The following is a 22,863-nucleotide window of genomic DNA, read 5'->3' as shown; positions in this document are numbered from 1 at the left end:
TCCCAAATTCTTCCGACAGGGCTTATTTCCAGCCCATGATCGTCCTAATCGCCGATGACCGGGCGCAAGATTCCATACATACCGCAGCCGAAAGAAATTTCCAAAATCTCCGTAAAAGGAGAAAATTTCTACCGAATCGTCTTGACCTGGGCGGTTGACAGTGGGAAAGCTGTGGCAGGAGAGCCGCAGGTGAAAGGACCACCCCCATGGTCACTGTCCGCGCCTTCGTGTCCGGCGACGAGACGTCCTTGGTCGACGCCTGGAACCGCAGCATGCCCGGCGACCCGACCACGTCCGGCTGGTTCCGGGACTGTGTGCTGCTCGACCCCAACTTCGACCCCGAGGGCCTGCGCGTGGCCGTGGCGGACGGGCGGGTGGCCGGCTGCGCGTACGCGGTCCGCCGCCTCGTCCCCCTGGCCCCCGGCACTGACCTGGAGCCGGACACCGGCTGGATCCCGTTCTTCTTCGTCGTCCCCGGGCACCGCGGCGGCGGGCTCGGGCGGCGGCTGGTGACGGAGGCGCTGGCGTTCCTGGAGGGCCTTGGCCGGACGAAGGTCGATTTTTCGTCCTATACGCCGAACTATGTGCTGCCCGGGATCGACGTCGAGCTCTACCCGGACGCGTACCGGCTGCTGGAAGGGCTGGGGTTCCGGACGCTGTACTCGCCGGTCGCCATGGACGGGACGCTCGTCGGCTACCGGACCCCGGCCGAGGTGCACGCGCTGCGCGCCGAGCGGGAGGCGGCCGGGTACGCCTTCCGCAGCCCCGCCGTGGGCGAACTGCCCGAGCTGATCCGCTACGCGGCCGACGTCTTCAACCCCGACTGGGGAGAGGCGATCAGGCGGCACCACGACCCCGAACGCATCGTCATCGCGACAAAAGAGCACCTGGTGGGCTTCGCCCTGTACGCGGCCTACCGCGGCATCCCCGAGCGCTTCGGCCCCTTCGGTGTCGACCCCGGTCAGCGCGGCACCGGCCTGGGCAAGATCCTGCTCCATCTCACCATGACCAGGATGCGGGCCGAGGGGCTGCACTCGGCGTGGTTCCTGTGGACCGGCGAGACCAGCCCGGCGGGCCGGCTCTACACCAAGGCGGGCTACACGATCACCAGACGGTTCCACGTGATGAGGCGGAGCACGGCATGACCCACGTCCTGGCCATCGGCGCCCACGCGGGCGACCTCGACCTGACGGCGGGCGCGGTGCTCGCTCAGCACGTCCTGCGCGGCGACCGGGCCACGCTCCTGCATCTGACGCTCGGCGAGCGCGGCCATCCCCGCCTGTCCGTCGCCGACTACGCCAAGCAGAAGCGCGAGGAGGCCGAGACGTTCGCCGGCCGCATCGGCGCCGGGGTCAGGTTCCTCGACTACGAGGACGGCCTGCTGCCCGAGGACGAGGAGGTCAAGATGCGTGTCGGCGACCTCATCAGGGAGCTGCGGCCGGAGGTGATCCTGACCCACTGGAGCGCGTCCATCCACAAGGACCACGCGCGTACCCACCGGATCGTCGAGGACGCCCGCTTCTACGGCGGGCTGAAGACCCTCGAACGTGAGCTCCCCGCCTCCTGGGCGGGCGAGCTCTACTACGCCGACAACTGGGAGGACGCCGAGGGCTACGTGCCCGACGTGTTCGTCGAGCTGACCGAGGAGGCGTACGAGATCTGGTCGCGGGCCATCACCTGCTACGCCTACGCCAGAGGCGAGACCTACGGCTTCCCGTACGTCGACTACTACCGTGCGCTGACGACCGTGCGCGGCGCACCAGCCGGATTCGAGCGCGCCCAGGCCTTCGCCGCTCCCAGGGGCTCGCGCGATCTCCGGACGAGGTATTTCGGAAAGGCGACCCCCTCATGAAACGCATCGTGGCGGTCCTGGCGGCGCTGACCGTCGCCGGTTGTTCGAGCAGCGCACCCTCCGGACCAGGCGGCACGAGCGCGCCACCCCTGGTGATCCACGCCGTGGACGCGGGCACGTTCCAGGAGGACTTCAACCCCTACCACCTCGAAGGCGTGAACTTCGGCACCAGCGGGATGATCCACGAGACCCTGCTGTACTTCAACAAGCTCAGGCCCGGCGAGATCACGCCCTGGCTGGCGCTCGACCACGCCTGGTCGAACAACGGCAAATCGGTGACGTTCACCCTGCGCCAGGGGGTGAAGTGGTCGGACGGGCAGCCGTTCACCGCCGACGACGTGGCGTTCACGTTCCAGATGCTGAAGGAGCACCCGCAGCTCAACAGGAACGCGCTGGAGATCGAGGCGGCGCGGGCGCTGGCGCCGGACCGGGTGCGCGTCGACTTCGAGAACACCTCCTACGCCAAGCTGTTCAACATCGCCGGCAACTCGCCGATCGTGCCGAAGCACCTGTGGGACAAGCAGGCGGACCCGGTCACCTTCACCAACCCGAAGCCGGTCGGCACCGGGCCCTACAAGCTGTCGAAGTTCTCCGCGCAGCTCTACGAGATGGAGAAGAACCCGTCCTACTGGCAGCCGGGCAAGCCCGAGGTGCCGGTGCTGCGGTTCCCGGCGTACACGGCCAACGCCGTGCAGACGGCGCTGCAGCAGGGCGAGGTGGACTGGGCGGGCGCGTTCGTGCCGGACATCCAGAAGATCTACGTGCAGGGCAAGCCTGAGCTGAACAAGTTCTACTTCCCGCCCGAGGGCGTGGTGACGCTGCTGCCGAACCTGACGAACCCGGTGCTGGCCAAGCCCGAGGTGCGGCACGCCATCAGCCTCGCCATCGACCGGGACAAGATCGTCCGGGTGGCCGAGCGCGGGTACACGAAGGTCGCGCACCCGACCGGGGTGCCGATGCCGGGCGGGGAGGCGTACGTGCCGCCCGAATACCGGGGCGCCGCGTTCAAGGTGGACGTCGAGAAGGCCAAGGAGCTGCTCAAGGGCGTCGATCCGGCGCAGCTCAAGTTCACCCTGCTGGTGCCGTCGCCGTTCACGGACTGGGTCAACGCCGCCCAGCTCATCCGCGAGGACCTGGCCAAGGTCGGCATCACGGTCGAGACCAGGGGCGTGGCGTTCCAGGACTGGGTGTCCAAGGTCGGCAAGGGCAATTTCGAGCTGTCGATCCGGGCCACCGCGTCGGGGCCGACGCCGTACTACCAGATGCGCTCGATGCTCTTCGGCGGGCTGGCCGAGCCGGTCGGTGAGGCGGCGACGGGCAACTACCAGCGGTGGAAGGACGTCGAGACCGACCGGCTGATCGACGCGTACGCCGCCACCGAGGACGAGGCCGAGCAGCAGCGCGCCACGCAGGGGCTCGGCAGGATCATGGTGGAGAAGGCGCCGGCGCTGCCGCTGTTCTACAGCCCGTCGTGGGCGCAGTACCGGACGGGTAAATACGTGGGCTGGCCGTCGGAGCAGGACCCGTACGCGATGCCGTCGCCGTACACCTCGCCCGACGCGGCCGTGGTGCTCCTGCACCTGAAGCCGGCCCAGAAGTGAGGTTCCTGGCCAGGCGGCTCGGGTTCTACCTGCTCACGGCCTGGGCCGCCGTCACGCTCAACTTCCTGATCCCCCGGCTCATGCCGGGCGATCCGGTGGAGCTGCTGGTGGCCAGGATGAAGGGCAACGTGGAACCGGCCGCGATCGACGCGATGCGCCGGGCGTTCGGGCTCAGCGACGCGAGCCTGTGGCAGCAGTACCTGGACTACCTGGGCAACCTCGCGCGAGGAGAGCTGGGGCGGTCGATCACGTTCTTCCCGGCCGAGGTGTCCACGGTCATCGCCGAGAGCCTGCCGTGGACGGTCGGGCTCGTCGGCGTGGCCACGCTGATCAGCTACCTGATCGGCACCTCGCTGGGCGTGCTGCTGGCCTGGAAGCGGGGCACCTGGCTGGACGGGGTGCTGCCGGCGGCCACGTTCATGCACGCGGTGCCGTACTTCTGGGTGGCGCTGGCGCTGGTGTTCGTCTTCGGGGTGACGCTGCAGTGGTTCCCGGCCAGCCGGGCGTACGGGCTGGACGTGATGCCGGGCCTGACCGGCGAGTTCGCGGGCAGCGTGGCCTACCACGCGGCGCTGCCCGCCGTCACGATCGTGGTGGCCTCGATGGCCGACCGGATCCTCGGCATGCGCAACGTCATGGTGACCACGCTCGGCGAGGACTACGTGGTGATGGCCGAGGCCAAGGGGCTGACCTCGCGCAGGGTCATGTGGGCCTACGCCGCCCGCAACGCGATCCTGCCCAACATCACCAGCTTCGCCCTCTCGCTCGGCTTCGTGGTGGGCGGCTCGGTGCTGACGGAGATCGTGTTCTCCTACCCGGGGATCGGGTCGATGCTCCTCAAGGGCGTGGAGAACGAGGACTTCCCGCTCATGCAGGGCATCTTCCTCGTCATCTCGCTGGCCGTGCTCGTCGCGAACTTCCTGGCCGACCTGGCGTACGTGCTGCTCGACCCCCGGACCAGGCAGGAGTCCGAATGAAGATCAAGATCGGCGCCGGGATCCTCGCCTTCTTCGCGCTCATGGCGATCGCCGGGCCGGCGCTCATCGGCGCCGACCCCGCCGCCACCAGCGAGGCCGGTCTGCAGGGCCCGTCCGCCGCGCACTGGCTCGGCACCACCCAGACCGGGCAGGACGTCCTCGTCCAGATCGTGTACGGCGCGCGCGTCTCGCTCGGTGTCGGCCTGCTCTCCGCCGTCATCGCCACCGTGCTGGCGGTCGCGGTCGGCCTGGTCGGCGGCTATGTCGGCGGCGTGGTGGACGAGGTGCTGTCCGTGCTGACCAACATCTTCCTCGTGCTGCCCGCGCTGCCGCTGATCATCGTGCTGGCCGGCTACCTGCCGCAGCGCGGCGTCGCCTCCGTGGCCGTGGTGATCGCGGTGACCGGCTGGGCCTGGGGCGCCCGGGTGATGCGCGCCCAGACCCTGTCCGTACGGCGGCGCGACTTCGTCCAGGCCGCCAGGGCCACCGGCGAGGGGCCGCTGCGGATCGTCTTCTTCGAGATCCTGCCCGTGCTGCTGCCCGTCATCGCCACCAGCTTCCTGGCCACCGTGGTCGCGGCGATCCTGGCCGAGGCCGGGCTGTCGTTCCTCGGCCTGGCCGACCTGTCCACCGTGAGCTGGGGCAGCATGCTCTACTTCGCCCAGAACGGGCAGGCGCTGCTCATCGGGGCCTGGTGGTGGTTCATCCCGCCGGGGCTCTGCATCGCCCTCATCGGCACCGGCCTCGCCCTGGTGAACTTCGGCATCGACGAGATCGCCAACCCCCGGCTGCGTACGATCAAGGTCCCCCGGAAGGCTCGCGCATGAACGTCCTGGAGATCCGCGACCTCGGCGTCGACTACCTGTCCGGCAGCGGCACCGTGCACGCCGTCACCGGCGTCTCGCTCGACCTGCGGCGCGGCGAGATCCTCGGGCTGGCAGGGGAGAGCGGCAGCGGCAAGTCCACGCTCGCGGGCGCCGTGGCCCGGCTGCTGCGCCCGCCCGCCGCGATCACCTCGGGGTCGGTCGTCTACCACCGCCAGGACGGCACGGCCGTGGACGTGCTCACCCTTCAGAAGAACGAGCTGCGCGCCTTCCGCTGGAAGGAGCTGGCCGTGGTCTTCCAGAGCGCGATGAACTCGCTCAACCCGGTCGGGACCGTCGGCGCCCAGATCGACGACGTGCTGCGCGCGCACGCGCCGCGCATGTCACGGGACGAGCGCGCGGAGCGGACGGCGGAGCTGCTGCGGCGCGTCGGCATCAGCGCCGACCGGCGCCGGTCCTACCCGCACGAGCTGTCGGGCGGCATGCGGCAGCGGGCCGCGATCGCCATCGCGCTCGCGCTCAACCCCGAGGTCATCATCATGGACGAGCCGACGACCGCGCTCGACGTGGTGGTGCAGCGCGACATCCTCCACGAGATCAGGGCACTGCGGGAGGAGTACGGCTTCGCGGTCGTCTTCATCACCCACGACCTGTCGCTGCTCATGGAGATCTCCGACAGGATCGCCATCATGTACGCGGGCCGGGTCGTGGAGATCGGCACCGCCAGGGGGCTGCACGAGGGGGCGCGGCATCCGTACACGGTGGGGCTGCTGCGCTCGTTCCCTCGCCTGCACGGGCCCCGCGAGGAGCTGCTCGGCATCCCCGGCACCCCGCCCGACCTGCGGTCACCGCCTCCGGGCTGTGCCTTCCACCCCCGGTGCGGGGTGTCGGTCGCGGCGTGCTCGTCGGTCGTGCCCGTGCTCGGCGACGGGGTGGCGTGCCTGCTGAACGACGGGACGGGAGTGTCATGATCATCCTGGAGGGCCGGAACCTCACCAAGCACTTCACCGCCGCGCGCGGCCCTCGCGGCCGGTTCGGCAGACGGCCACCGGTGCGTGCCGTGGACGACGTGTCGATCGCGCTGCGGGCGGGCTCGGTGACGGCGCTCGTCGGGGAGAGCGGCTGCGGCAAGAGCACGGTGGCGCGGCTGCTCGCGCAGGTCTATCCGGCCACCTCAGGTGAGGTGCTGCTGCGCGGCGAGCCGGTACGCGCCCACCGCGGCGCCGCCTTCAAGGACTACCGGCGCCAGGTCCAGCTCGTCTTCCAGGACCCCTTCGCCTCGCTGAACCCCTTCCACCGCGTGCGCTACCACCTGGCCAGGCCGCTGCGCGTGCACGGGCACGCCCGGTCCGAGGCCCACGAGCGGGAGCTGATCGCCGAACTGCTCGAGCGCGTCAGCCTCACGCCGGTCGAGCAGTTCATGGACAAGCTGCCGCACGAGCTGTCCGGCGGGCAGCGGCAGCGGGTGGCGATCGCGCGGGCGCTGGCGGTGCGGCCCCTCGCGCTGATCGCCGACGAGCCCGTGTCGATGCTGGACGTGTCGATCAGGCTCGGGGTGCTGCGACTGCTGGAGGGGCTGGCCAGGGAGAGCGGGCTGGCGCTGCTGTACATCACGCACGACATCGCCAGCGCCCGGTACTTCGCCGAGGACATCACGGTCATGTACGCGGGGCGGCTGATCGAGAGCGGGCCTGGCGAGGCGCTCACGCAGGGGGCGCGGCATCCGTACACGCGGCTGCTGCTGGAGTCGGCGCCCGATCCCGACCGGGTCCGTCCGCCCGCCGGCGAACGGCACGGGGAGCCGCCCAGCCTGATCGACCCGCCGGGCGGGTGCCGGTTCCATCCGCGCTGCCCGGTGGCGCTGCCGGTGTGCTCGACCGAGGCGCCGGGGCGTACGGAGCTGGGCGAGGGCCGCTGGACCCACTGCTGGCAGGAGGCGGCCACGCTCACGCCGTGAGCGCCGCCGCCATGAGGTCGTGCCACCACTGCTCGCGGTGGGTGGAGCGGAGCAGGCGGTTGTGCAGGCGGTGCAGGACTCTGGCGTTGTGCGTGTTCACCACCAGTTCCTCGGCCCCGGACAGATGGCGCAGCGGGCGGCCGTGGCAGGCGGAGCAGCCGCACGTGCCCTCCCCGAGCCGCTCGACCGGCACGAACGCCAGCCGCTCGGGCACGAACGCGCTGCGCGCCCCGCCCCGCCGCCAGCCGCCGCGCGCCTCGTGCGGCTCCGGGTACAGGTGCCGCAGCACCTCCCGCACGCCGACCGCGGCCCACTCCGCCCCGTACGCCAGCGCCGCCAGCGCCTCCACCCCGGCCGACAGGAGCGGCAACGGCAGCGGCCGGTACGCCGGCCCGTCCTCGACGACCAGCGCCACCGGCACGCCGTAGTCGGTGACCGTCCTCGTGAGCGTCGTCCGGTCCTCGGCCAGCCACCGCGCGTGCAGGGGCAGCACCGCGATGACGCCCTCCCACTGCACGGCCTGCTCCAGGACGGCGTGCAGCGCTTCCTGGTCCCCTTTGCCGATATATCCGGAATCGGTGAGCGGGGTCGTCACCCCCGACTCCACCTGGTCGGCGATCCAGTCGGCCGACAGCCGCGCCGTGCCCCGGACCCGCGCCGACCCGGCGTACCGGCGGCGGTCGGCCAGGACGGGGCCGTCGTAGCCGTGCCGGCGCACCATGCGGACCGCGTCGTGCGCGGCCTGGCCGCTGAAGACCAGGCCGGAGCCGGGACTCCCGGCCAGCGCCACCGCGTCGTAGACGTCCCTGGCACTGACCTGGACCAGCAGGCGCTCGTGGAGCTCCATGGCGCGTGCTCTCTGCGGGGGATGCCTTCGCAGGAGATATCCCCAGAATTCAGCGATAACGCTCGGCGAGCTCCCGTGTGGTGGCGCCCAGGCGCTCACGCAGCTCGGCGGGGGAGAGCACCTCGACGTCCAGGCCCAGCCGCAGGAACTCGCCCAGCGCGTGCTCGATCGACTCGATCGGCACTGTCACCCGGGTCCACCCCTCCTCGTCGGGCGGCTGCGCACTCTCCCTGGCGGCCGTCACCATCCCCGGCGTCATGAGGTCGGCCAGCCGCTGGATCCCGCGCGGCGACAGCCGCAGCACCGCCTCACCCCACCGCAGCCGGGCCTCGAACTCGGCCAGGTAGCCCTGCCAGTAGGCCGCCAGATCGAACCCCGCCGGCCGGGTGAAGCCCTCGGCCAGCGGGTGCAGGTCGAGGATCTGCGAGACGCGGTAGGTCCGCGCCTCTCCGTTGACCCCCGCCACGAGATACCACCGCCCGGCCTTCACCACCAGCCCGTACGGCTCCAGCCGCCGCTCCACCTCCTGCGGCGCCTTCCACCGGCGGTATCGGACCTGGATCCGCCGCTCGTTCCAGACCGCGTCCGCCACGGCGGGCAGATAGGTCACCGGCTCCTGATCCCGGTACCAGGTGGGCGCGTCGAGGTGGAAGCGCTCCTGGATGCGCCCCGCCCGGTCACGCAGCTCGACGGGCAGTGCGGCCATCAGCTTGAGCTGCGCCGCCGTCACCACCGCGCCCAGGCCCAGCTCGGCCGCCGGACCGGGCAGACCGGCCAGGAACAGGGACTCCGCCTCGTCGGAGGTCAGCCCGGTGAGCCTGGTGCGGTAGCCGTCGAGGAGCTGGTAGCCGCCCCTGGGGCCCGCGTCGCCGTAGAGGGGGATGCCGGCCGAGTGGAGGGAGTCGACGTCGCGGTAGATGGTGCGTACGGAGACCTCCAGGCGCCCGGCCAGCTCCTGCGCGGTCATCCGGCCGCGCGTCTGCAGCAGCAGGAGGATCGAGACCAGGCGGGAAGCACGCATAATCACTGACACTACCTGTCAGTGACCCGGGCTTACGGTTCTCCCCATGAACGACTTCGACTTCTTCGCCGGCCACTGGAACGTCCTCAGCCGCCGGCTCGTGAAGCCTCTCGCGGGCAGTGACGAATGGGACGAGTTCCCCGGCGAGTCGGTCGCCACCCGGCACTTCGACGGCGGCGCCAGCTTCGACGAGGTCGCGTTCCCGACCAAGGGGTTCAAGGGGCTGACCGTGCGCGTGTTCAACCCGGTGACCCGGCAGTGGTCCATCTACTGGGCCAGCAGCTCCAGGGGCATGCTCGACACCCGGCCGATGGTGGGCTCGTGGGAAGACGGCAGGGGCGAGTTCTACGGGGAGGAGACCCACGAGGGCGCGCCGGTGCGCTGCCGGTTCGTCTGGACGGTGCAGGGTGAGGACGCCGCCCGGTGGGAGCAGGCCTACAGCGACGACGACGGGGAGACGTGGGAGACGAACTGGACGATGGACTTCACCCGAGTGTGACGGTCTCGGCCTGGAGGGCCCGCGAGCCGGTGCCGGCGTTGCTCCGTACGAACAGGATCGCCACCACGGCCACCACCGCGATGAGCAGCACGAGACCACCGGCCACGATCACCCACCACCAGCCCGACCTCTGCGGCTTGGCCTCATAGAGGGGAACGTCGGGCAGCATGTCCGGCGTGTACGGAAGCCGCTGCGTGTAGGGCGCGTCCGCCGGGCCCTGCTGAGGATCTTGCTGGTGACGCGGCGGTGGGCTTTGCGGAGGTGTCGGGCCGGGGTGCGGGTAGCGGTGCCTGATCGTCTGGTTGGGATCCGGTTCTGGCCGGCCGTGCTGCTCGCGATTCATGATCCCCTCAGACCCGCTGCGGAGTGTGGCGAATAACGCCACCATTGTCACACTTCCCCCTGCCCCGCCGTCCAGGTGACATGACATCCGTACTCGTAACAGGAGGCAGTGGGCGGCTCGGCCGCGCGGTGCTGGACAGGCTGGCCGGGGCGGGACACGAGGTGCGGGCGGTCAGCCGCGCGCCGCGTGCCCCGGCGGGCGGCGTGCGCTGGGTGACGGCCGACCTGGCCACCGGGCAGGGCGTGGCCGAGGCCGTGACCGGCGTGGACGTGGTCCTGCACCTGGCGACGGCGCCCTACCGGGGCCGCTACACGCTCAAGGTTGAACTCGGCGGCACGTCGGCGCTGCTCGCGGCGGCTCGGCGGGCCGGCGTACGGCACCTGGTCTACGTGTCGATCGTGGGCGTGGACCGGGTGCCCTGGGGATATTTCCGGACGAAGGCCCGCGCCGAGCGGCTCGTCCAGGCCGGTGGCGTGCCCTGGACCGTCGTGCGAGCGACGCAGTTCCACGAGTTCGTCGACCAGGCGTTCCGTGGCCTGGCGCGGGTCGGGGTGCTGGTCGCCGATCCGGGGATCCCGGCGCAGCCGGTGGACGTGCGGGACGTGGCGGCGTACCTGGCGGCGCTGGTGGAGCGGGAGCCCGGCGGGACGGTGGAGTTCGGCGGGCCGGAGGTGCTGACGATGGCCGAGGCGGCCGGAGGCTGGCTCCAGGCCCGCGGGCTGCGCAGGCCCGTGCTCCGGCTGCGCCTGCCCGGCGCGCTCGGCCGCGCCTTCAGAGCGGGCCACCTGACCACGAAGGCCAGGTCGGGCGAGATCACATGGAGCGACTACCTGAGCGGCCGCTGACCCCGGCCGTCCAACCTGGGGCCGTCCAACCCGGGGTCGTCCAACCCGGGGCCGTCTTGCCCAGGGCCGTCTGACCCAGGGCGTCCAGCCCCGGCTGTCCGATTCCGGCCGTCCAGCCCAGGCCGGCTACCCCTGGCCGTCGCCGAAGGGCGGCCGCGGCGGCGTCTGCCAGCCGGGAGGCTGCTGGTGGGACGGGGGCTGGTGGGACGGGGGCTGGTGGGACGGGGGCTGGTTCCACTCGGGCTGTGGCTGGCCGGGCCACTGGCCCTCGGGCTGCTGGGGCGGGTTCCGCCGGGCGACCACCGCGAAGATCAGCAACGCCGTCCCCGTGGCCTGGAAGAGCACGCTGACCAGGTTGTAGAGCACGATGACCGTCTCGGATCCGGCGCCGAGCTCCTGGATGATCCTCGGCAGCCAGAGGGCGCCCAAGCCGCTGAACAGCACGCCCAGCAGGAGCACGACACAGCCCGCCACGCCCAGCATGGCGCCGCGGCCGTGCTCCCGCCTGCGCGCGAGCATCAGGCCGGCGCCTCCGAGCAGCACGAAGCCCAGCACGATCATGATGAGGATGTTGATGATGACGGAGAAGGCCATCTGAGAGACAACTCCAAGGGGGGATAGGAAACGCGATTCGTTACGCTACGACGACTGGCGTAGTTCTTCCACCGCTCGGGTGATCGAACCCAGGTCCAGCCCGCCCTCATAGCGCACGCCGTTCAGGAAGAGCGTCGGGGTGCCGCGTACGCCGCCCGCCCGGCCGGACTCCTCGTCGCGCCCGATCCTGGCGACGTGGCGGGGCACGTCGGCCCAGGGGTCGACGTCCAGCTCGGCGGCGTAATGCTCGAGGTCGGCGTCGGTGAGGAAGCGCTGGTTGTCGTAGAGGATGTCGTGCATCTCCCAGAACCGCCCCTGGTCGGCCGCGGCCTCGGCCACGATCGCGGCGGCCGCGGCCCGCGGGTGCAGGGTGCGCAGCGGGAAGTGCCGGAACACCAGCCGCACGTCCGGCTCCTTCCTGCGCAGCTCCTCCAGGATCGGGTGCAGCCGCCCGCAGTAGGGGCACTCGAAGTCGCCGTATTCGACGATCGTCACCTTGGCGTGCTCGGGCCCGCGTACGTGGTCTTCGGGGCCGACCGGTTCGGCGAGGAGGGTGGGCAGGTCCTCGGCGGGCTCGGCGTCGGGAGGCGCGCACACCCCGCCCCTGTCCCACGCCAGCCGGAAGATCACCCACCCCAGCACGGCGGACAGCAGCGACCCCGCCAGGATCCCGATCTTCGCCTGATCGTGCAGCGCCGAGTCCTCGAAGGCCAGGTCCACGATGAACAGTGCCACCGTGAACCCGATCCCGGACACGGCGGCCCCGCCCAGCAACTGCCCCCACACCAGGTTGCCGGGCAGGATCCCCCACCCGAGCCGCAGCGGCAGCCACGTGCCCAGGGAGATCCCGACGAACTTGCCCAGCAGCAGGCCCAGCGCCACCCCGATCGCGACCGGTGAGGTGGCCGCCGCCCGCAGGGTCTCGCCGTCGAGCCGCACCCCGGCGTTGGCCAGGGCGAAGATCGGCACGATGACGTAGCTGCTCCACGGGTGCAGGCGGAGCTGCAGCCGCTCGTTCACGGAGACGGCCCGCTGCACGCGCCGCGTGGCCTCCCTGGCGGCCTGCGCGCTGGGCTCGCTGGTGAACTCCTGCATCGCCTCGCCGGCCAGCAGCAGCTTCTGGTCGGTGGGGGCGTACACGAAGACGAGGATCCCCAGCGCGATGCCGACCAGCGTGGGATGGATGCCGCTCTCCAGCGTCGCCACCCAGAGCGCGAACCCCAGCACGATGTACGCCGGCGCCCGCCAGATCTTCAGCCACCGCAGGGTCACGATGGCGGCCAGCAGCAGTGCGGCCGTGAGCAGCGCGGGCACGGAGAGGCTGGCGGTGTAGAAGAACGCGATGATCATGATCGCCAGCACGTCGTCCACGATGGCCAGCGTCAGCAGGAACGCCCGCAGCGGATCGGGACAGCGGGCCCCGACGACGGCGAGCAGGCCCAGCACGAACGCGGTGTCGGTGGCGATCGGCACCCCCCACCCACCGGCCCCGGCCCCGCCGAAGTTGAGCAGCAGGTAGACCCCGGCCGGCACGATCATCCCGCCGAGCGCCGCGACCGCCGGGACGGCGATCAGCCGCCGGTCCCTGAGCTGCCCCAGCCGCACCTCGTAGGAGACCTCGAGCCCGATGAGGAAGAAGAAGATGCTCATCAGCCCGTCGTTGACCCAGTGCCGCAGGTCCAGCGAGAACGTGGCGTCGCCGAAGGAGAGCCCCATCGGCGTGTGCCAGAAGGCCTCGTAGGTCTCGGCCCACGGCGAGTTCGCCCACAGCAGGGCCAGCACGGTGGCGACGAGCAGCACGCTGGTGCTGCCCGCCTCGGTCCTCAGGAACGCCCGCAACATGACAGATCTCCCCCCGGAGATCCGATCTTATGACCGCCCGCCTCGCGGCCACCGACCAGGTACGGCCAGGTCAGGTGAAGAACAGGTAGTACGCCGCGTCGCGGGCCAGCAGAAACCCGACGATCGCGATCAGCCAGCTCACCGCCGACTCCGCGTGCTTGCTCAGCCACGCGCGCAACCACTCCAGCTTCGGCTCCAGCCAGGCGCCCGCCACCCCGCGCAGCGCCATGAGCGCCAGCGGCGGCAGGAACATGACCAGCACGTACGCCGCCAGCAGCGGCAACCACTGCCCGGCGGCCAGCCCGGAGGTCGTCATCATGCCGATCGCGGCCAGGTACGGCACCATCGTGGCCACCTCGAGCGCCCCCGCGGTCAGCCCCAGCAGCACCATCACCCGAGGACCGCCCACCCGCGGCTCGAACCGGCGCGCCGGCTTGCCCCGCTTCGCCCGCCACTTCGGGTCGAACCGCCAGCTCAGCAGGAACAGCCCCACGCCCACGGCGAGCTGCACCATGTACGCGGGCCGGCTGTGCAGCGCGTCGCCGAAGCGGTCCATCACCGTGGACAGTCCCAGCATGAGCGCCACCCCCACCAGGAAGTAGAAGCCCGCCAAGGTGGCCAGGTAGATCAGTAACCGCGACGTCCGCGACCTGTCCGAGGTCAGCAGCAGGAAGACGGGGATGCCGAGGGTGCCGAAGCTGGTGCTGTCGACGATCGCCAGGGCGGCGAGGGTGAGCAGCAGTCCGAGGGTCATGTACCGATCATGCTGGGCGCAGCCGGGCGGTTCCTCCTCCAGCGGGCTGAAACCGGTGTACATCCTTCTGCTGAGACGGCCCGGGGGAGATGGCCGGGGGAGACGGCCGGGGACGGGCGCGCCGTCCCCGGCCGGGCCTCAGAGGTCGCGCAGGTAGGCCAGGGAGGGGGCGAAGAAGTATTCGCCGCCCTTCATGATGACGGTCTGCGCCACCTGGGCCTGCGGGAGCGACATCTCCGGCTTGCCCCACACTTTGGGGAAGGTCACCTTGATGTCGCGCTCGCCCTGCCCGATGACCGGGTCGTGGCCGGTCGCCGGGTTCTCGAAGTCCGCGTTGTTCGCCCAGCTCTGCTGCGTGAACTCGAACTGGTCGAGCAGGCTGGAGTTGAACGCCATGAACAGCAGCCCGACCTCCCCGCTCGGCCGGTCCTCCGGCGGCGAGTCGTCCCACGGCGCGTCGGCGCGCTCGCCGTAGGTCTGCCCGCGCCGGGCCATCAGCACCTCGCGCCCGAACGAGCGCGGGTTCGTCTTCCTGACGTGCCCGCTGAACGGGCACTTGGACCCGTCGTCGCCGTCGAAGGTGAAGTCGTTGCCCACCGGCCCGCCGGCCGCCCTGCGCCTGCTGGTCAGGGGGGTGCCGTCCTTGAAGCGGCCGACGAGCATGGCGCCCGCCCGGTCGCGGTCGGCGCCGGTCAGGCCCAGGCCGTCGGCCAGGTCGCGCTCGATCTCCTTGAACGCCCGCACGTTCTGCTCCAGCTTCCTGAACACCAGGTAGCTGCCGTGGTGGCGGACGGGGTCGGGCGCGAAGGGGTCGGGGACCAGGACGTTGCTCAGCGGGAACGCCGGGTCCCAGTGCTCCTTCGGCTCCCTGTCCACCTCGTCCTTGAGGAACAGCGGCTGGCTGCGGCCGTCGACATAGCCGAAGTGCTCGATGCCGTCGCCCGCCGGGTTGCGCATGCCCTGGCCGGTCTCCTCGCCGAGGAGCCTGGCGCTGTCGGGCAGCGCGCCGAGGATCTCCTCGCGCAGCCTGCCGACGGGGCCCGGGTCGGCGTCGCCGATCAGGATGACGGCGTGGATCTCACGCTGGTAGACGCGCTCCCACTCCTCCACCTTCGGGTCGTCGACCAGGCCGACCCGCCGCTTCATGCCGTCGCGGAAGGCCGGGTCGCCGAACCTGCGCACGTCCTCGACCGAGTGGCCGAGGTCGCGGTAGCCGGCCTTGCTGATGCCGATGCCCACGTATGGAGTGCCGCGGCGGCGCCCGGCCGCGAAGTCGCGCACCTCCTCCAGGTGCCTGCGGGCCGACTTCATCTTGGTGGTCGCGACGTGGCGGAGGAACGCCTTGCCCTCGGCCACGTCGTTGAACCGGACGAACAGCACGGACAGGTGCTCGCGTACGTGCGCGCGCAGGATGTTCGGCTGGAGATCGTCGAGCATCGCCTTGGTGTCCGCGTCGAGCGTGGCCGAGTCCCAGGCCAGGGGTCGTGCATTGTTCAGATCGACCGGCATTGCCGAATCCTTTCCCCGTTTCCCGATGAAATCGGGCCCCCTTGCGCGTCTTCCGGTGAATCGCTCCCCACGAATCCCCGGTCTTTCAACGCGCCCGTCTGTACGACTCCCGGAAGGGCGGGAAAGTTTCCTGGAAAAGAGGCAGGTTGGATTTCCCGATCAATTGACGGTCAGGGCGGTTCTCGCCATGCCGCCGTTCACACAGCGCACGGTCACGGCGAACGTCCCGGCCCTGGCCGTCCGCAGATTCGGCGACCACGCGGCCGTGGTGGCGGCGGGCCGGGTACGTGCCGTGGTGAAGGCGTTCGAGGTGACGTCGCGTACCTGGGAGCCGCCGCACACGGCCGTCACCTTCACCTGCGCGCCCAGCCTGGCGGTGGCGGGGGCCACGCCGACGCCCGCGTTGATCGCCGACAGGGCGGCGCCGTCACCGGGCTGCTGGGTGGCGGTCGGCGTCGGCTTGGGGGTGGCGGTCGCGGTCGCAGTCGGGGTCGGGGTCGGCTTAGGGGTGGCGGTCGGGGTGCCGGTCGGCGTCGGGGCGGGGGCGGGGTTGCTCTGCCCGAAGACCACGTCCGAGCAGGAGTAGAACGCTTCGGGGCTGTCGCCGCGCTGCCAGATGGCGTAGATCAGGTGGCGTCCCTGGCGGGCGGGGAGCTTGGCCGTCATCGTGTAGTGGCCGTCGGTCACCGCCGGGTTCTGCATGGTGTGGAACGGCTTGGCCTCCAGATCCGACCACTTCAGCGGCCGGGTGGGGTCGTAGCCGTCCTTGGTCATGTAGAGCTCGAAGGCGCCCTTGTGCGGGGCGGTCGCGCGGTACCGGAACGTGTGCGTGGCGCCGCTCGTCATGGTCGTGGCCGGCCAGTCGGCCCTGGCCTGGTCGAAGCCGCGATACTTGTCCCGGCCCGCGCTGCACAGCTTGCCGTCGGGGATGATCTCGCGGTGCCGGCCCGCCGCGTCGGCGATGTTGACCTCGTTCCAGTCGTAGAGGGGCTGGGTGCCGCCGGTCGCGACGGCCTGCTTGCAGGCGGCCGACCTGGGGTTCTCCGGGCCCTCGCTGTAGCAGACCATGGTCCGGCTGGGCGGGTTGCTCATGGTGCCGTGCGCGAGGGCCGTGCCAGGGGCGACGGCGAGCACGAGGAGCGTGGGGGCGGCCAGGGTGGTGGCGACGAACGCCTTGCGGTTGATCTGCATGCAGCCCACATTGGAGCACCCGAAAGCACGAAATATCGCCCTTAAGCCTCCTTTAAGGCTGCCTTAGACACCTTTTCAGGCCGCAACCAGACCTGCACCTGAGCCCCGCCCAGCGACGACCGATCCACCCGCAGCACCCCGCCGGTCGACTCGGCCAGCCGGCGCGCGATGTCCAGCCCCAGCCCCGTGGACCCGCTCCCGCTGCTGCCCCGCTCCAGCGCCGCCGCCGGATCCGGGATGCCCGGTCCCGCGTCGGCTACCAGCACCCCCACGGTGTCCTGGCCCTCGTGCAGCGTGACGCTGAACGCCGTCCCCTCCGGCGTGTGCCGGAAGACGTTGCCGAGCAGCGCGTCCACCACCGCGGTCAGCTCGCCTGCCGCTACGGGCACCCGCACCGGCAGCGTGGCCCCGACCAGCTCCCACGGCCGCCGCTGGTCCTCGGCCAGCGCCGACCAGAACGTCAGCCGCTCGCGCAGCACCTCCGCCGCGTCGCACGAAACCCCGTACGCCCCGCCGGAAGACGAGGCTCCGTACGCCCCGCCGAAGGGCGAGGCCGCCCGCGCCGGTCGCCGGGCCGCGGAGATGATCGTGGTGACCTCGCTCTCCAGCCGGGCCAGCGCCTGCCTGCTGGGCTCCGCCTGCGGCCCGAGCTGGTCCAGGCTGAGCTTGAGCGCGGTGAGCGGCGTGCGCAGCCGGTGGGAGAGGTCGGCGGCCAGCTCCCGCTCGGCCGCCAGGAGGTGGGTGACGCGGTTCGCCATGGCGTTGAACGCGGTCGCGGCGGCCTTGAGCTCGGGCGGCCCGTCGGGATAGATGCGCTCGCGCAGGTCGCCTGAGCCGAGCGCGGTGGCGGCCGTGCCGAGCCGGCGCGTGGCCCGTACGACCCGGGCCCCGAGGCGGTCGCCCACCAGCACGGAGCCGAGCACCAGCACCACGGCCACCCCGGTCAGCACCGCCCACGAGGTCAGGACGCCCCGGTTGAGATCGTCGGCGGGGACGAACACCTCGATCACCGCGCCTCTGCCGCCGTCCAGGGCGACGGGCCGCAGCAGCACGTAACCGCCGCCCAGCTCGACCGTGCTCGCCCTGGTCTGCTCGGCGGCCCTGGCCACCTCCGCCGCCGGGGCGCGGCCGGCGCCCGCCGTCGCACCGCCCTTGACGTGGATGGCCAGCAGGCCGCGCCGCCCCGCCTCGGTGCGGGCCATCGCGAGCCCGAGATCGGCGTCCCTGGTCGTCAGGGCCAGCACCGGCACCAGCGCCGACGCCTGCCGCTCGGCGGCGGCCACCGCCCTGGTCTGCGCGGTCTCCCTGACGATCAGCGCGAGCGGCACCAGGAAGGCCAGCGCGACCATCGAGGTGACGGCGACCATCAGCACCGCCAGCGTCCTCCTCATCGCGGCCCTCTCATCGCGGCCCTCTCATCGCGGCCCTCTCATCGGGGCGCCGACAGCATGAAGCCGACGCCGCGCACGGTGTGCAGGTAGCGGGGCCGCGCGGCGCTCTCGCCGAGCTTGCGGCGTAACCACGACAGGTGCACGTCGATCGTCTGGTCGTCGCCGTAGGCCACCCGCCAGACCTCCGCCAGCAACTCCTTGCGGGTCACGACCCGGTCGGCCCGCGCGGCGAGGTAGGCGAGCAGGTCGAACTCGCGCCTGGTGAGCGAGAGCGGGCCGCCGTCGAGCGCGGCCTCGCGCCGGTCCGCGTCCACGACCAGGCCGCCGACCTGGAGCAGCCGCGGCGCGGGCGCGGACCTGGCGCGGCGCAGCACGGCGTCCAGCCGGGCGCTGAGGTGGTCGCCGGAGAACGGCTTGACCAGGTAGTCGTCGGCGCCCGCGCGCAGCAGCCGGACGATCTCGGCCTCGTCGTCGCGGGCCGTGGCCACGATGACCGGTACGTCGGAGATGCCGCGGACCATGCGCAGCGCCTCGGAGCCGTCCAGGTCGGGCAGGCCGAGGTCGAGGATGACGGCGTCCGGCGGGCTCTGGGAGATCTCCCTGAGCGCGTCGAGGGCGCAGCCCGCGCTGCGGACGGCGTGCTGCCGCCGGCCGAGCTCGTGAATGATCGCCGATCTCACGAATTCGTCGTCTTCGACTACGAGAACCGTCGCCATGGGCACCTACCGTACTGGGGCCGTACATAATGCCTCTCATGCGTCGAACCCTGAGATATGCCGCGATCTGGTGCGGGGCCACCGTGGTCGCCGTGTCGGTCTCGTGGTTCGGCGTGCGTGGCGTGCTGCGTAACGAGTTCGTGGACGATGTGAACGTCGAGCCTTTTCTGGCGCAGACGATCGCGGCGGACGACAATGCGCCGCGCGTGGTTCCGCCACCAAAACCGACGCAAAAACCGACACCCACTCCAAAACCGACTTCTACTCCCACTCCCCGCCGTACGACGATAAAGCCGACAACTAGCAAAACCTCCGCGCCGACGCCCAGGAAACCGCCGAAAGTCATCACCGTGAAAGGCGGCGAGGTCGTGTTCACGCTCGGCCCCGAAGGCTGCCGCCTGGTGTCGGCCACCCCGGTCAGCGGCTACACCGCCAAGGTCGCCCGCGCCGACGGCTGGATCCGGGTGGACCTGGCCAAGGGCGGCCACGGCACGGGGGTGTTCTGCATCAGCCACGAGCAGCGCACCGACACCTGGGAGTACTGATGAAGAGCCGACGCTGGAGCCGTTCGAGCGGCACGCGGGACACCCTGCTGAGCGCGGCCCGCGACGTCTTCCTGGCCAAGGGGTACGCCGAGGCCACCGTCGCCGACATCGTGGAGACCTCGGGGATCAGCGTCGGCAGCCTGTACCACCACTTCGGGGGCAAGCCGGGCCTGTTCCTGGCACTGTGGGAGCAGTTCATGCGGGGCCAGGAGGAGCGCACCTCCAGGGCGGCCAAGGCCACCGCGGGCACGGGCGAGCGCTTCCTGGCCGGCGCCCGGGCGTACCTGGAGGGCTCGTGGGAGCAGCGCGAGGTGGCCAGGCTGTTCCTGGAGAACGACGGGCCCGCCGAGTTCACCACGCTGCGCAGGCAGCGCGGGTGGGACTGGATCGGCGGCAACAAGCGCCTGCTCGGCCTGGCGGACACGCGGGAGAGCCACGTGCTCGTGGTGCTGCTCACCACGATGATGGGCGAGGCGGGGCGCGAGGTGGCCGCCTGCGAGTCCGACGAGGACGCCAAGGTGACGATCGACGAGGTGATCCGCCTGGTGAGACGGCTGCTGCCTACTGCGGACGGCGTAGGCCCGCCGTCTCCCTAGGGACGATTGCGCCGCCCTCGCGCGGTGGGACCGTAGGGGCATGGACGCACTCCGCAGGGCACTGGGCGGGCTCGCGCTGCTCTACGCGCTGATCTTCTTCGGGTTCGCGCTCATGCACGCCGGAATCCCGCTCGGGCCGGTGCGCGAACCCGTGATCGTCCCGGCCGCGATCGTGGAGACGCTGTGCGTGGGAGCCATGCTGGCCGGCGCGTACGGCGCCCTCACCGGCCGGCACTGGGCCTGGGACGGGCTCATCTACAGTCACGCCGCCGCGCTGGGCGGGGTGCTGCTGGGGATCCTGGCGCTGGCGTTCGGCAGTGGCGAGGCCACCGCGCTGCTCACCTGGTATCACGGCATCATGGCGACCCTGCTCGCCACCGGGCTGGCCGGAGCGTTCTACGTCTCCAGGGTGCGCAGATAGTCGGCGGCCTGCGGGACCTGCTCCTCGCTGAACACCCGGATCCCGTTGCGCTCCAGCAGCGCCGTCGTGACGCCCTGCCCGGGGACCCGGCGCCCCTCGAAGGAGCCGTCGTAGACGGCCAGCGCGCCGCACGAGGGGCTGCCCTCCTTGAGCACCGCCAGCCGGATGCCGTGCGAGCGCGCGGTCTCGAGCGCCGCCCGCGCGCCCGACAGGAACTCGGCCGTCACGTCGGACCCGTCGGTCGCCAGCACGCGGGCCGCGCCGGACAGCACGGCGGCCCCGCCCGCCCCGCCCTCGATCTCGGCGGCCGGGCGGGGGATCGGCAGCCCGCCCTCCACCTCGGGACAGAACGGCACCAGCCGCCCCTCCTCCCGCCAGCCGGCCAGCCAGGCGTCGGAACTGGTCTTCGCGCCGCCGTCGTAACGCACCCTGCGGCCCATCAGGCAGGCGCTGACGAGGATCCTCTCCACGCCTTCGATCCTATGAGCGCGATCGGCACCAGCGAGACCGCGGCCAGGGCGATCGCGGCGCAGAAGGCGTAGGTGAAGGGCCGCTCCACGCCGACCCGGGTGACCGTCTGCAGCAGCACGGTCAGCAGCGCGACGCCGAACGGCGCGGCGAGCCGTACCGCGATGGTGCTCAGCGTGGTCGCCGCCGGGATCGCGGCCCGCTCCAGGGTCTTGAACGCGGCGGCCATCACCGACGTCGAGACCAGCCCGTGGCCGAGCCCGAGCACGAACATCGGCGCCAGACCCCCGCCGAGCAGCACGAACGCCACGATCCCGGCCACCGCCAGCACGACGCCCGCCGCTCCGACGCCGCGCGGCCCCCGGCTGTCGGTGAGCTTGCCCGCGATCGGCATCGTGATCGCCGCGCCGACGCCCATCGGGGCGAGCAGCACCCCGGCGTCGAGCGCGGTCCCGCCCTCGGCGAGCTGGCTGTAGAGGGGGACGAGCACGGTGAAACCGAACATGGCGGTCGAGTAGCACACCATCGCGGCCACCGCCGCGGCGAACCCGCGGTCGCCGAACAACCGCAGGTCCAGCAGCGTCCCCGAGGTGCGCAGCGCCCGCACCACGAACGCCGTCACCAGCGCCACGCCGATCCACGGCGCGGGGTGCAGGGGAGAGGCCCCGTTGCCCACCTCCGACAGCCCGTAGACCACCGCGGCCAGGCCGGGGGAGAGCAGCGCCAGGCCGGGCACGTCGAGGCTCCGCGGGGCCGCGCCCGGCTCGCGGGGCAGCAGCAGGAACGCCGCCGCCAGCGCCGCCGCGCAGATCGGCACGTTGATCAGGAAGAGCCAGCGCCAGCCGAGGCCCTCCACGATCACGCCGCCGAGCGGCGGCCCGAGCACGGGCGCCAGCATCGCGGGGATCGAGATCAGGGCCATGGCGCGGCCCATCCGCTCCCGGCCGGCCGCCTGGGCCAGCATCATCTGGCCGACCGGCAGCAGCAGGCCCCCGCCCAGCCCCTGCACGGCGCGGAAGGCGACCAGGCTGCCCACCGACCAGGCGGCGGCGCACAGAGCGGAGCCCGCGACGAACAGCACCAGCGAGAGCAACCAGACGTTCCTCGTGCCGAACCTGCCCACCGCCCAGCCGGTGACCGGGACCGTCATCGACAGGGCCAGCAGGTAGCCGGTGACCGCCCACTGCGCGGTGGCCAGCGTGGCGCCGAAGTCGCGGGACAGGGTTTCGAGTGCGACGTTGACGATCGTGGTGTCCAGCATCGTCATGACGACGCCCAGGAGGACCACCAGACCTGTGGTTCGTACGCTGTATCGCATGTCGTACACCGTATCATCTCCGTACGCTGTCCCCTGTGAGCTCCATATGGTCGAGACCCTCGCCGCCCCGCCGGCCCGCGCTGACCCGGGAGGCGATCGTGGCGGCGGCCATCGCGATCGCCGACGCGGAAGGGTTGCCCGCGGTCTCCATCCGGCGCGTGGCCGCCGCGCTGGACGCGCGGGCGATGACGCTGTACTCCTACATCGAGCGCAAGGAGGACCTGCTGGCGCTGATGCTCGACGAGGTCGCCGCCGAGGTGCTCGTCGAGGAGCCGCTGCCGGCGCACTGGCGGGAGGCGCTGCTGCTGATGGCCCGGCGCGAGCGCGAGCTGGTGCGGCGGCATCCCTGGCGGGTCGACCTGATCACGCAGCGGGTGGCCGTGGGGCCGAACGGGCTGCGGCACGTGGAGCAGAAGCTGGCGGCCTTCGACGGGCTCGGGGTGGAGCCGCTGACGGCCTGGCGGTTCCTGGCCGCCTTCAACGACTACATGACCGGGTTCGTGGTCAGGGAGGCGGTGGAGCGGGGGGCGCCCCGGGAGAAGGGGATCAACGAGGCCGAGCGGGTGGCGGTGGCGGAGCCGTACATCAAGGAGCTGGTCGAGGAGGGCCGGTTGCCGCGGCTGGCGCCGATGATCGAGCAGGGGGTGTGGGGGGCCGACGACAACTTCGAGCGCGGGCTCAACTGGGTGCTCGACGGCATCCAGGGCGGACTGCCCGGAAACGAGGGCGGCCCCGGCGGGCGATAGCCTTGG

General features: G+C 71.6%; 25 protein-coding genes. 13 read left to right on the top strand and 12 right to left on the bottom strand.

All coding sequences use genetic code 11. The features are described 5' to 3' along the window. Positions 1-206 precede the first annotated feature (206 nt). From AB0I15_RS35095 to AB0I15_RS35065, 7 genes are read left to right on the top strand one after another with little or no spacing between them, the layout of a single operon-like run. On the top strand, positions 207-1,145 hold the full coding sequence (locus AB0I15_RS35095; protein ID WP_358105125.1) for a GNAT family N-acetyltransferase: 939 nt from the start codon (positions 207-209) through the stop codon (positions 1,143-1,145). Next, entirely contained in the window at positions 1,142-1,852 is a 711-nt protein-coding gene (locus tag AB0I15_RS35090) for a PIG-L deacetylase family protein (RefSeq protein ID WP_358105123.1), read from the top strand. The genes AB0I15_RS35095 and AB0I15_RS35090 overlap by 4 nt, the downstream gene beginning before the upstream one ends. Then, positions 1,849-3,453: an ABC transporter substrate-binding protein gene (locus tag AB0I15_RS35085; protein WP_358105120.1), complete on the top strand. Its 1,605-nt coding sequence runs from the start codon at positions 1,849-1,851 to the stop codon at positions 3,451-3,453. The genes AB0I15_RS35090 and AB0I15_RS35085 overlap by 4 nt, the downstream gene beginning before the upstream one ends. Next, complete coding sequence (locus AB0I15_RS35080; protein ID WP_358105117.1) at positions 3,450-4,430, top strand: ABC transporter permease; 981 nt, start codon at positions 3,450-3,452, stop codon at positions 4,428-4,430. The genes AB0I15_RS35085 and AB0I15_RS35080 overlap by 4 nt, the downstream gene beginning before the upstream one ends. Continuing rightward, positions 4,427-5,257 (top strand): ABC transporter permease, encoded by an 831-nt coding sequence (locus AB0I15_RS35075; RefSeq protein ID WP_358105115.1) that lies wholly within the window; start codon positions 4,427-4,429, stop codon positions 5,255-5,257. The genes AB0I15_RS35080 and AB0I15_RS35075 overlap by 4 nt, the downstream gene beginning before the upstream one ends. After that, the gene (locus tag AB0I15_RS35070) at positions 5,254-6,225 is read left to right on the top strand and encodes an ABC transporter ATP-binding protein (RefSeq protein ID WP_358105113.1); all 972 of its coding nucleotides are present in this window, start codon (positions 5,254-5,256) and stop codon (positions 6,223-6,225) included. The genes AB0I15_RS35075 and AB0I15_RS35070 overlap by 4 nt, the downstream gene beginning before the upstream one ends. Beyond that, complete coding sequence (locus AB0I15_RS35065) at positions 6,222-7,211, top strand: ABC transporter ATP-binding protein (protein ID WP_358105110.1); 990 nt, start codon at positions 6,222-6,224, stop codon at positions 7,209-7,211. Before AB0I15_RS35070 ends, AB0I15_RS35065 begins: the two co-directional genes overlap by 4 nt. On the opposite strand, the gene AB0I15_RS35060 is transcribed toward AB0I15_RS35065, so the two are convergent. Next, a complete protein-coding gene (locus tag AB0I15_RS35060; protein ID WP_358105107.1) occupies positions 7,201-8,058 on the bottom strand; it encodes a hypothetical protein in 858 nt (285 codons plus the stop codon). The genes AB0I15_RS35065 and AB0I15_RS35060 overlap by 11 nt on opposite strands. A gap of 49 nt (positions 8,059-8,107) precedes the next feature. Next, positions 8,108-9,079, bottom strand: coding sequence for a YafY family protein (locus AB0I15_RS35055; protein WP_358105104.1), 972 nt, complete (start codon positions 9,077-9,079; stop codon positions 8,108-8,110). 46 nt (positions 9,080-9,125) lie between these two features. On the opposite strand from AB0I15_RS35055, the gene AB0I15_RS35050 reads away from it, so the two are divergent. Beyond that, positions 9,126-9,578 carry a hypothetical protein gene (locus tag AB0I15_RS35050; protein ID WP_358105101.1) on the top strand — a complete coding sequence of 151 codons (453 nt, stop codon included), beginning with the start codon at positions 9,126-9,128 and terminating at the stop codon, positions 9,576-9,578. On the opposite strand, the gene AB0I15_RS35045 is transcribed toward AB0I15_RS35050, so the two are convergent. Further along, positions 9,565-9,921: a hypothetical protein gene (locus AB0I15_RS35045; protein ID WP_358105098.1), complete on the bottom strand. Its 357-nt coding sequence runs from the start codon at positions 9,919-9,921 to the stop codon at positions 9,565-9,567. The genes AB0I15_RS35050 and AB0I15_RS35045 overlap by 14 nt on opposite strands. Before the next feature lie 80 nt (positions 9,922-10,001). On the opposite strand from AB0I15_RS35045, the gene AB0I15_RS35040 reads away from it, so the two are divergent. Beyond that, complete coding sequence (locus AB0I15_RS35040) at positions 10,002-10,766, top strand: NAD(P)H-binding protein (RefSeq protein WP_358105095.1); 765 nt, start codon at positions 10,002-10,004, stop codon at positions 10,764-10,766. Positions 10,767-10,892: 126 nt separating this feature from the next. On the opposite strand, the gene AB0I15_RS35035 is transcribed toward AB0I15_RS35040, so the two are convergent. From AB0I15_RS35035 to AB0I15_RS35005, 7 genes are all read right to left on the bottom strand, one after another. Further along, a complete protein-coding gene (locus AB0I15_RS35035; RefSeq protein ID WP_358105092.1) occupies positions 10,893-11,360 on the bottom strand; it encodes an LPXTG cell wall anchor domain-containing protein in 468 nt (155 codons plus the stop codon). Between the two features lie 45 nt (positions 11,361-11,405). Beyond that, positions 11,406-13,202, bottom strand: coding sequence for a Na+/H+ antiporter NhaA (gene nhaA / locus AB0I15_RS35030; RefSeq protein ID WP_358105089.1), 1,797 nt, complete (start codon positions 13,200-13,202; stop codon positions 11,406-11,408). Positions 13,203-13,272: 70 nt separating this feature from the next. Then, on the bottom strand, positions 13,273-13,956 hold the full coding sequence (locus AB0I15_RS35025; protein WP_358105086.1) for a GAP family protein: 684 nt from the start codon (positions 13,954-13,956) through the stop codon (positions 13,273-13,275). Positions 13,957-14,094: 138 nt separating this feature from the next. Further along, positions 14,095-15,465: a Dyp-type peroxidase gene (locus AB0I15_RS35020; RefSeq protein WP_358105082.1), complete on the bottom strand. Its 1,371-nt coding sequence runs from the start codon at positions 15,463-15,465 to the stop codon at positions 14,095-14,097. A gap of 159 nt (positions 15,466-15,624) precedes the next feature. Then, positions 15,625-16,656: a lytic polysaccharide monooxygenase gene (locus AB0I15_RS35015; RefSeq protein WP_358105079.1), complete on the bottom strand. Its 1,032-nt coding sequence runs from the start codon at positions 16,654-16,656 to the stop codon at positions 15,625-15,627. A gap of 41 nt (positions 16,657-16,697) precedes the next feature. Then, positions 16,698-18,047, bottom strand: a complete 1,350-nt coding sequence (locus AB0I15_RS35010; protein WP_358105076.1) for a HAMP domain-containing sensor histidine kinase — start codon at positions 18,045-18,047, stop codon at positions 16,698-16,700. Positions 18,048-18,085: 38 nt separating this feature from the next. Then, the gene (locus AB0I15_RS35005; protein WP_358105073.1) at positions 18,086-18,763 is read right to left on the bottom strand and encodes a response regulator transcription factor; all 678 of its coding nucleotides are present in this window, start codon (positions 18,761-18,763) and stop codon (positions 18,086-18,088) included. Between the two features lie 38 nt (positions 18,764-18,801). On the opposite strand from AB0I15_RS35005, the gene AB0I15_RS35000 reads away from it, so the two are divergent. The 3 genes from AB0I15_RS35000 to AB0I15_RS34990 are packed head-to-tail and all read left to right on the top strand — an operon-like array spanning position 18,802 to position 20,325. Then, the gene (locus AB0I15_RS35000) at positions 18,802-19,308 is read left to right on the top strand and encodes a hypothetical protein (RefSeq protein ID WP_358105070.1); all 507 of its coding nucleotides are present in this window, start codon (positions 18,802-18,804) and stop codon (positions 19,306-19,308) included. After that, the gene (locus tag AB0I15_RS34995; protein WP_358105067.1) at positions 19,308-19,904 is read left to right on the top strand and encodes a TetR/AcrR family transcriptional regulator; all 597 of its coding nucleotides are present in this window, start codon (positions 19,308-19,310) and stop codon (positions 19,902-19,904) included. The genes AB0I15_RS35000 and AB0I15_RS34995 overlap by 1 nt, the downstream gene beginning before the upstream one ends. Positions 19,905-19,944: 40 nt before the next feature. Then, entirely contained in the window at positions 19,945-20,325 is a 381-nt protein-coding gene (locus tag AB0I15_RS34990) for a hypothetical protein (protein WP_358105064.1), read from the top strand. On the opposite strand, the gene AB0I15_RS34985 is transcribed toward AB0I15_RS34990, so the two are convergent. Beyond that, positions 20,301-20,795: a DUF523 domain-containing protein gene (locus tag AB0I15_RS34985; RefSeq protein ID WP_358105062.1), complete on the bottom strand. Its 495-nt coding sequence runs from the start codon at positions 20,793-20,795 to the stop codon at positions 20,301-20,303. The genes AB0I15_RS34990 and AB0I15_RS34985 overlap by 25 nt on opposite strands. Next, positions 20,765-22,111 carry a DHA2 family efflux MFS transporter permease subunit gene (locus tag AB0I15_RS34980; RefSeq protein ID WP_358105060.1) on the bottom strand — a complete coding sequence of 449 codons (1,347 nt, stop codon included), beginning with the start codon at positions 22,109-22,111 and terminating at the stop codon, positions 20,765-20,767. Before AB0I15_RS34980 ends, AB0I15_RS34985 begins: the two co-directional genes overlap by 31 nt. A gap of 35 nt (positions 22,112-22,146) precedes the next feature. Between AB0I15_RS34980 and AB0I15_RS34975 the strand changes: the two genes are divergently transcribed. After that, positions 22,147-22,857, top strand: coding sequence for a TetR/AcrR family transcriptional regulator (locus tag AB0I15_RS34975; RefSeq protein ID WP_358105057.1), 711 nt, complete (start codon positions 22,147-22,149; stop codon positions 22,855-22,857). Positions 22,858-22,863: the final 6 nt, after the last annotated feature.

It is taken from the genome of Nonomuraea sp. NPDC050643, from assembly GCF_040654715.1.
Lineage (GTDB): Bacteria > Actinomycetota > Actinomycetes > Streptosporangiales > Streptosporangiaceae > Nonomuraea.
Note: the sequence above shows the minus strand (reverse complement) of the source record. Positions and strands in the feature narration are given on the sequence as shown.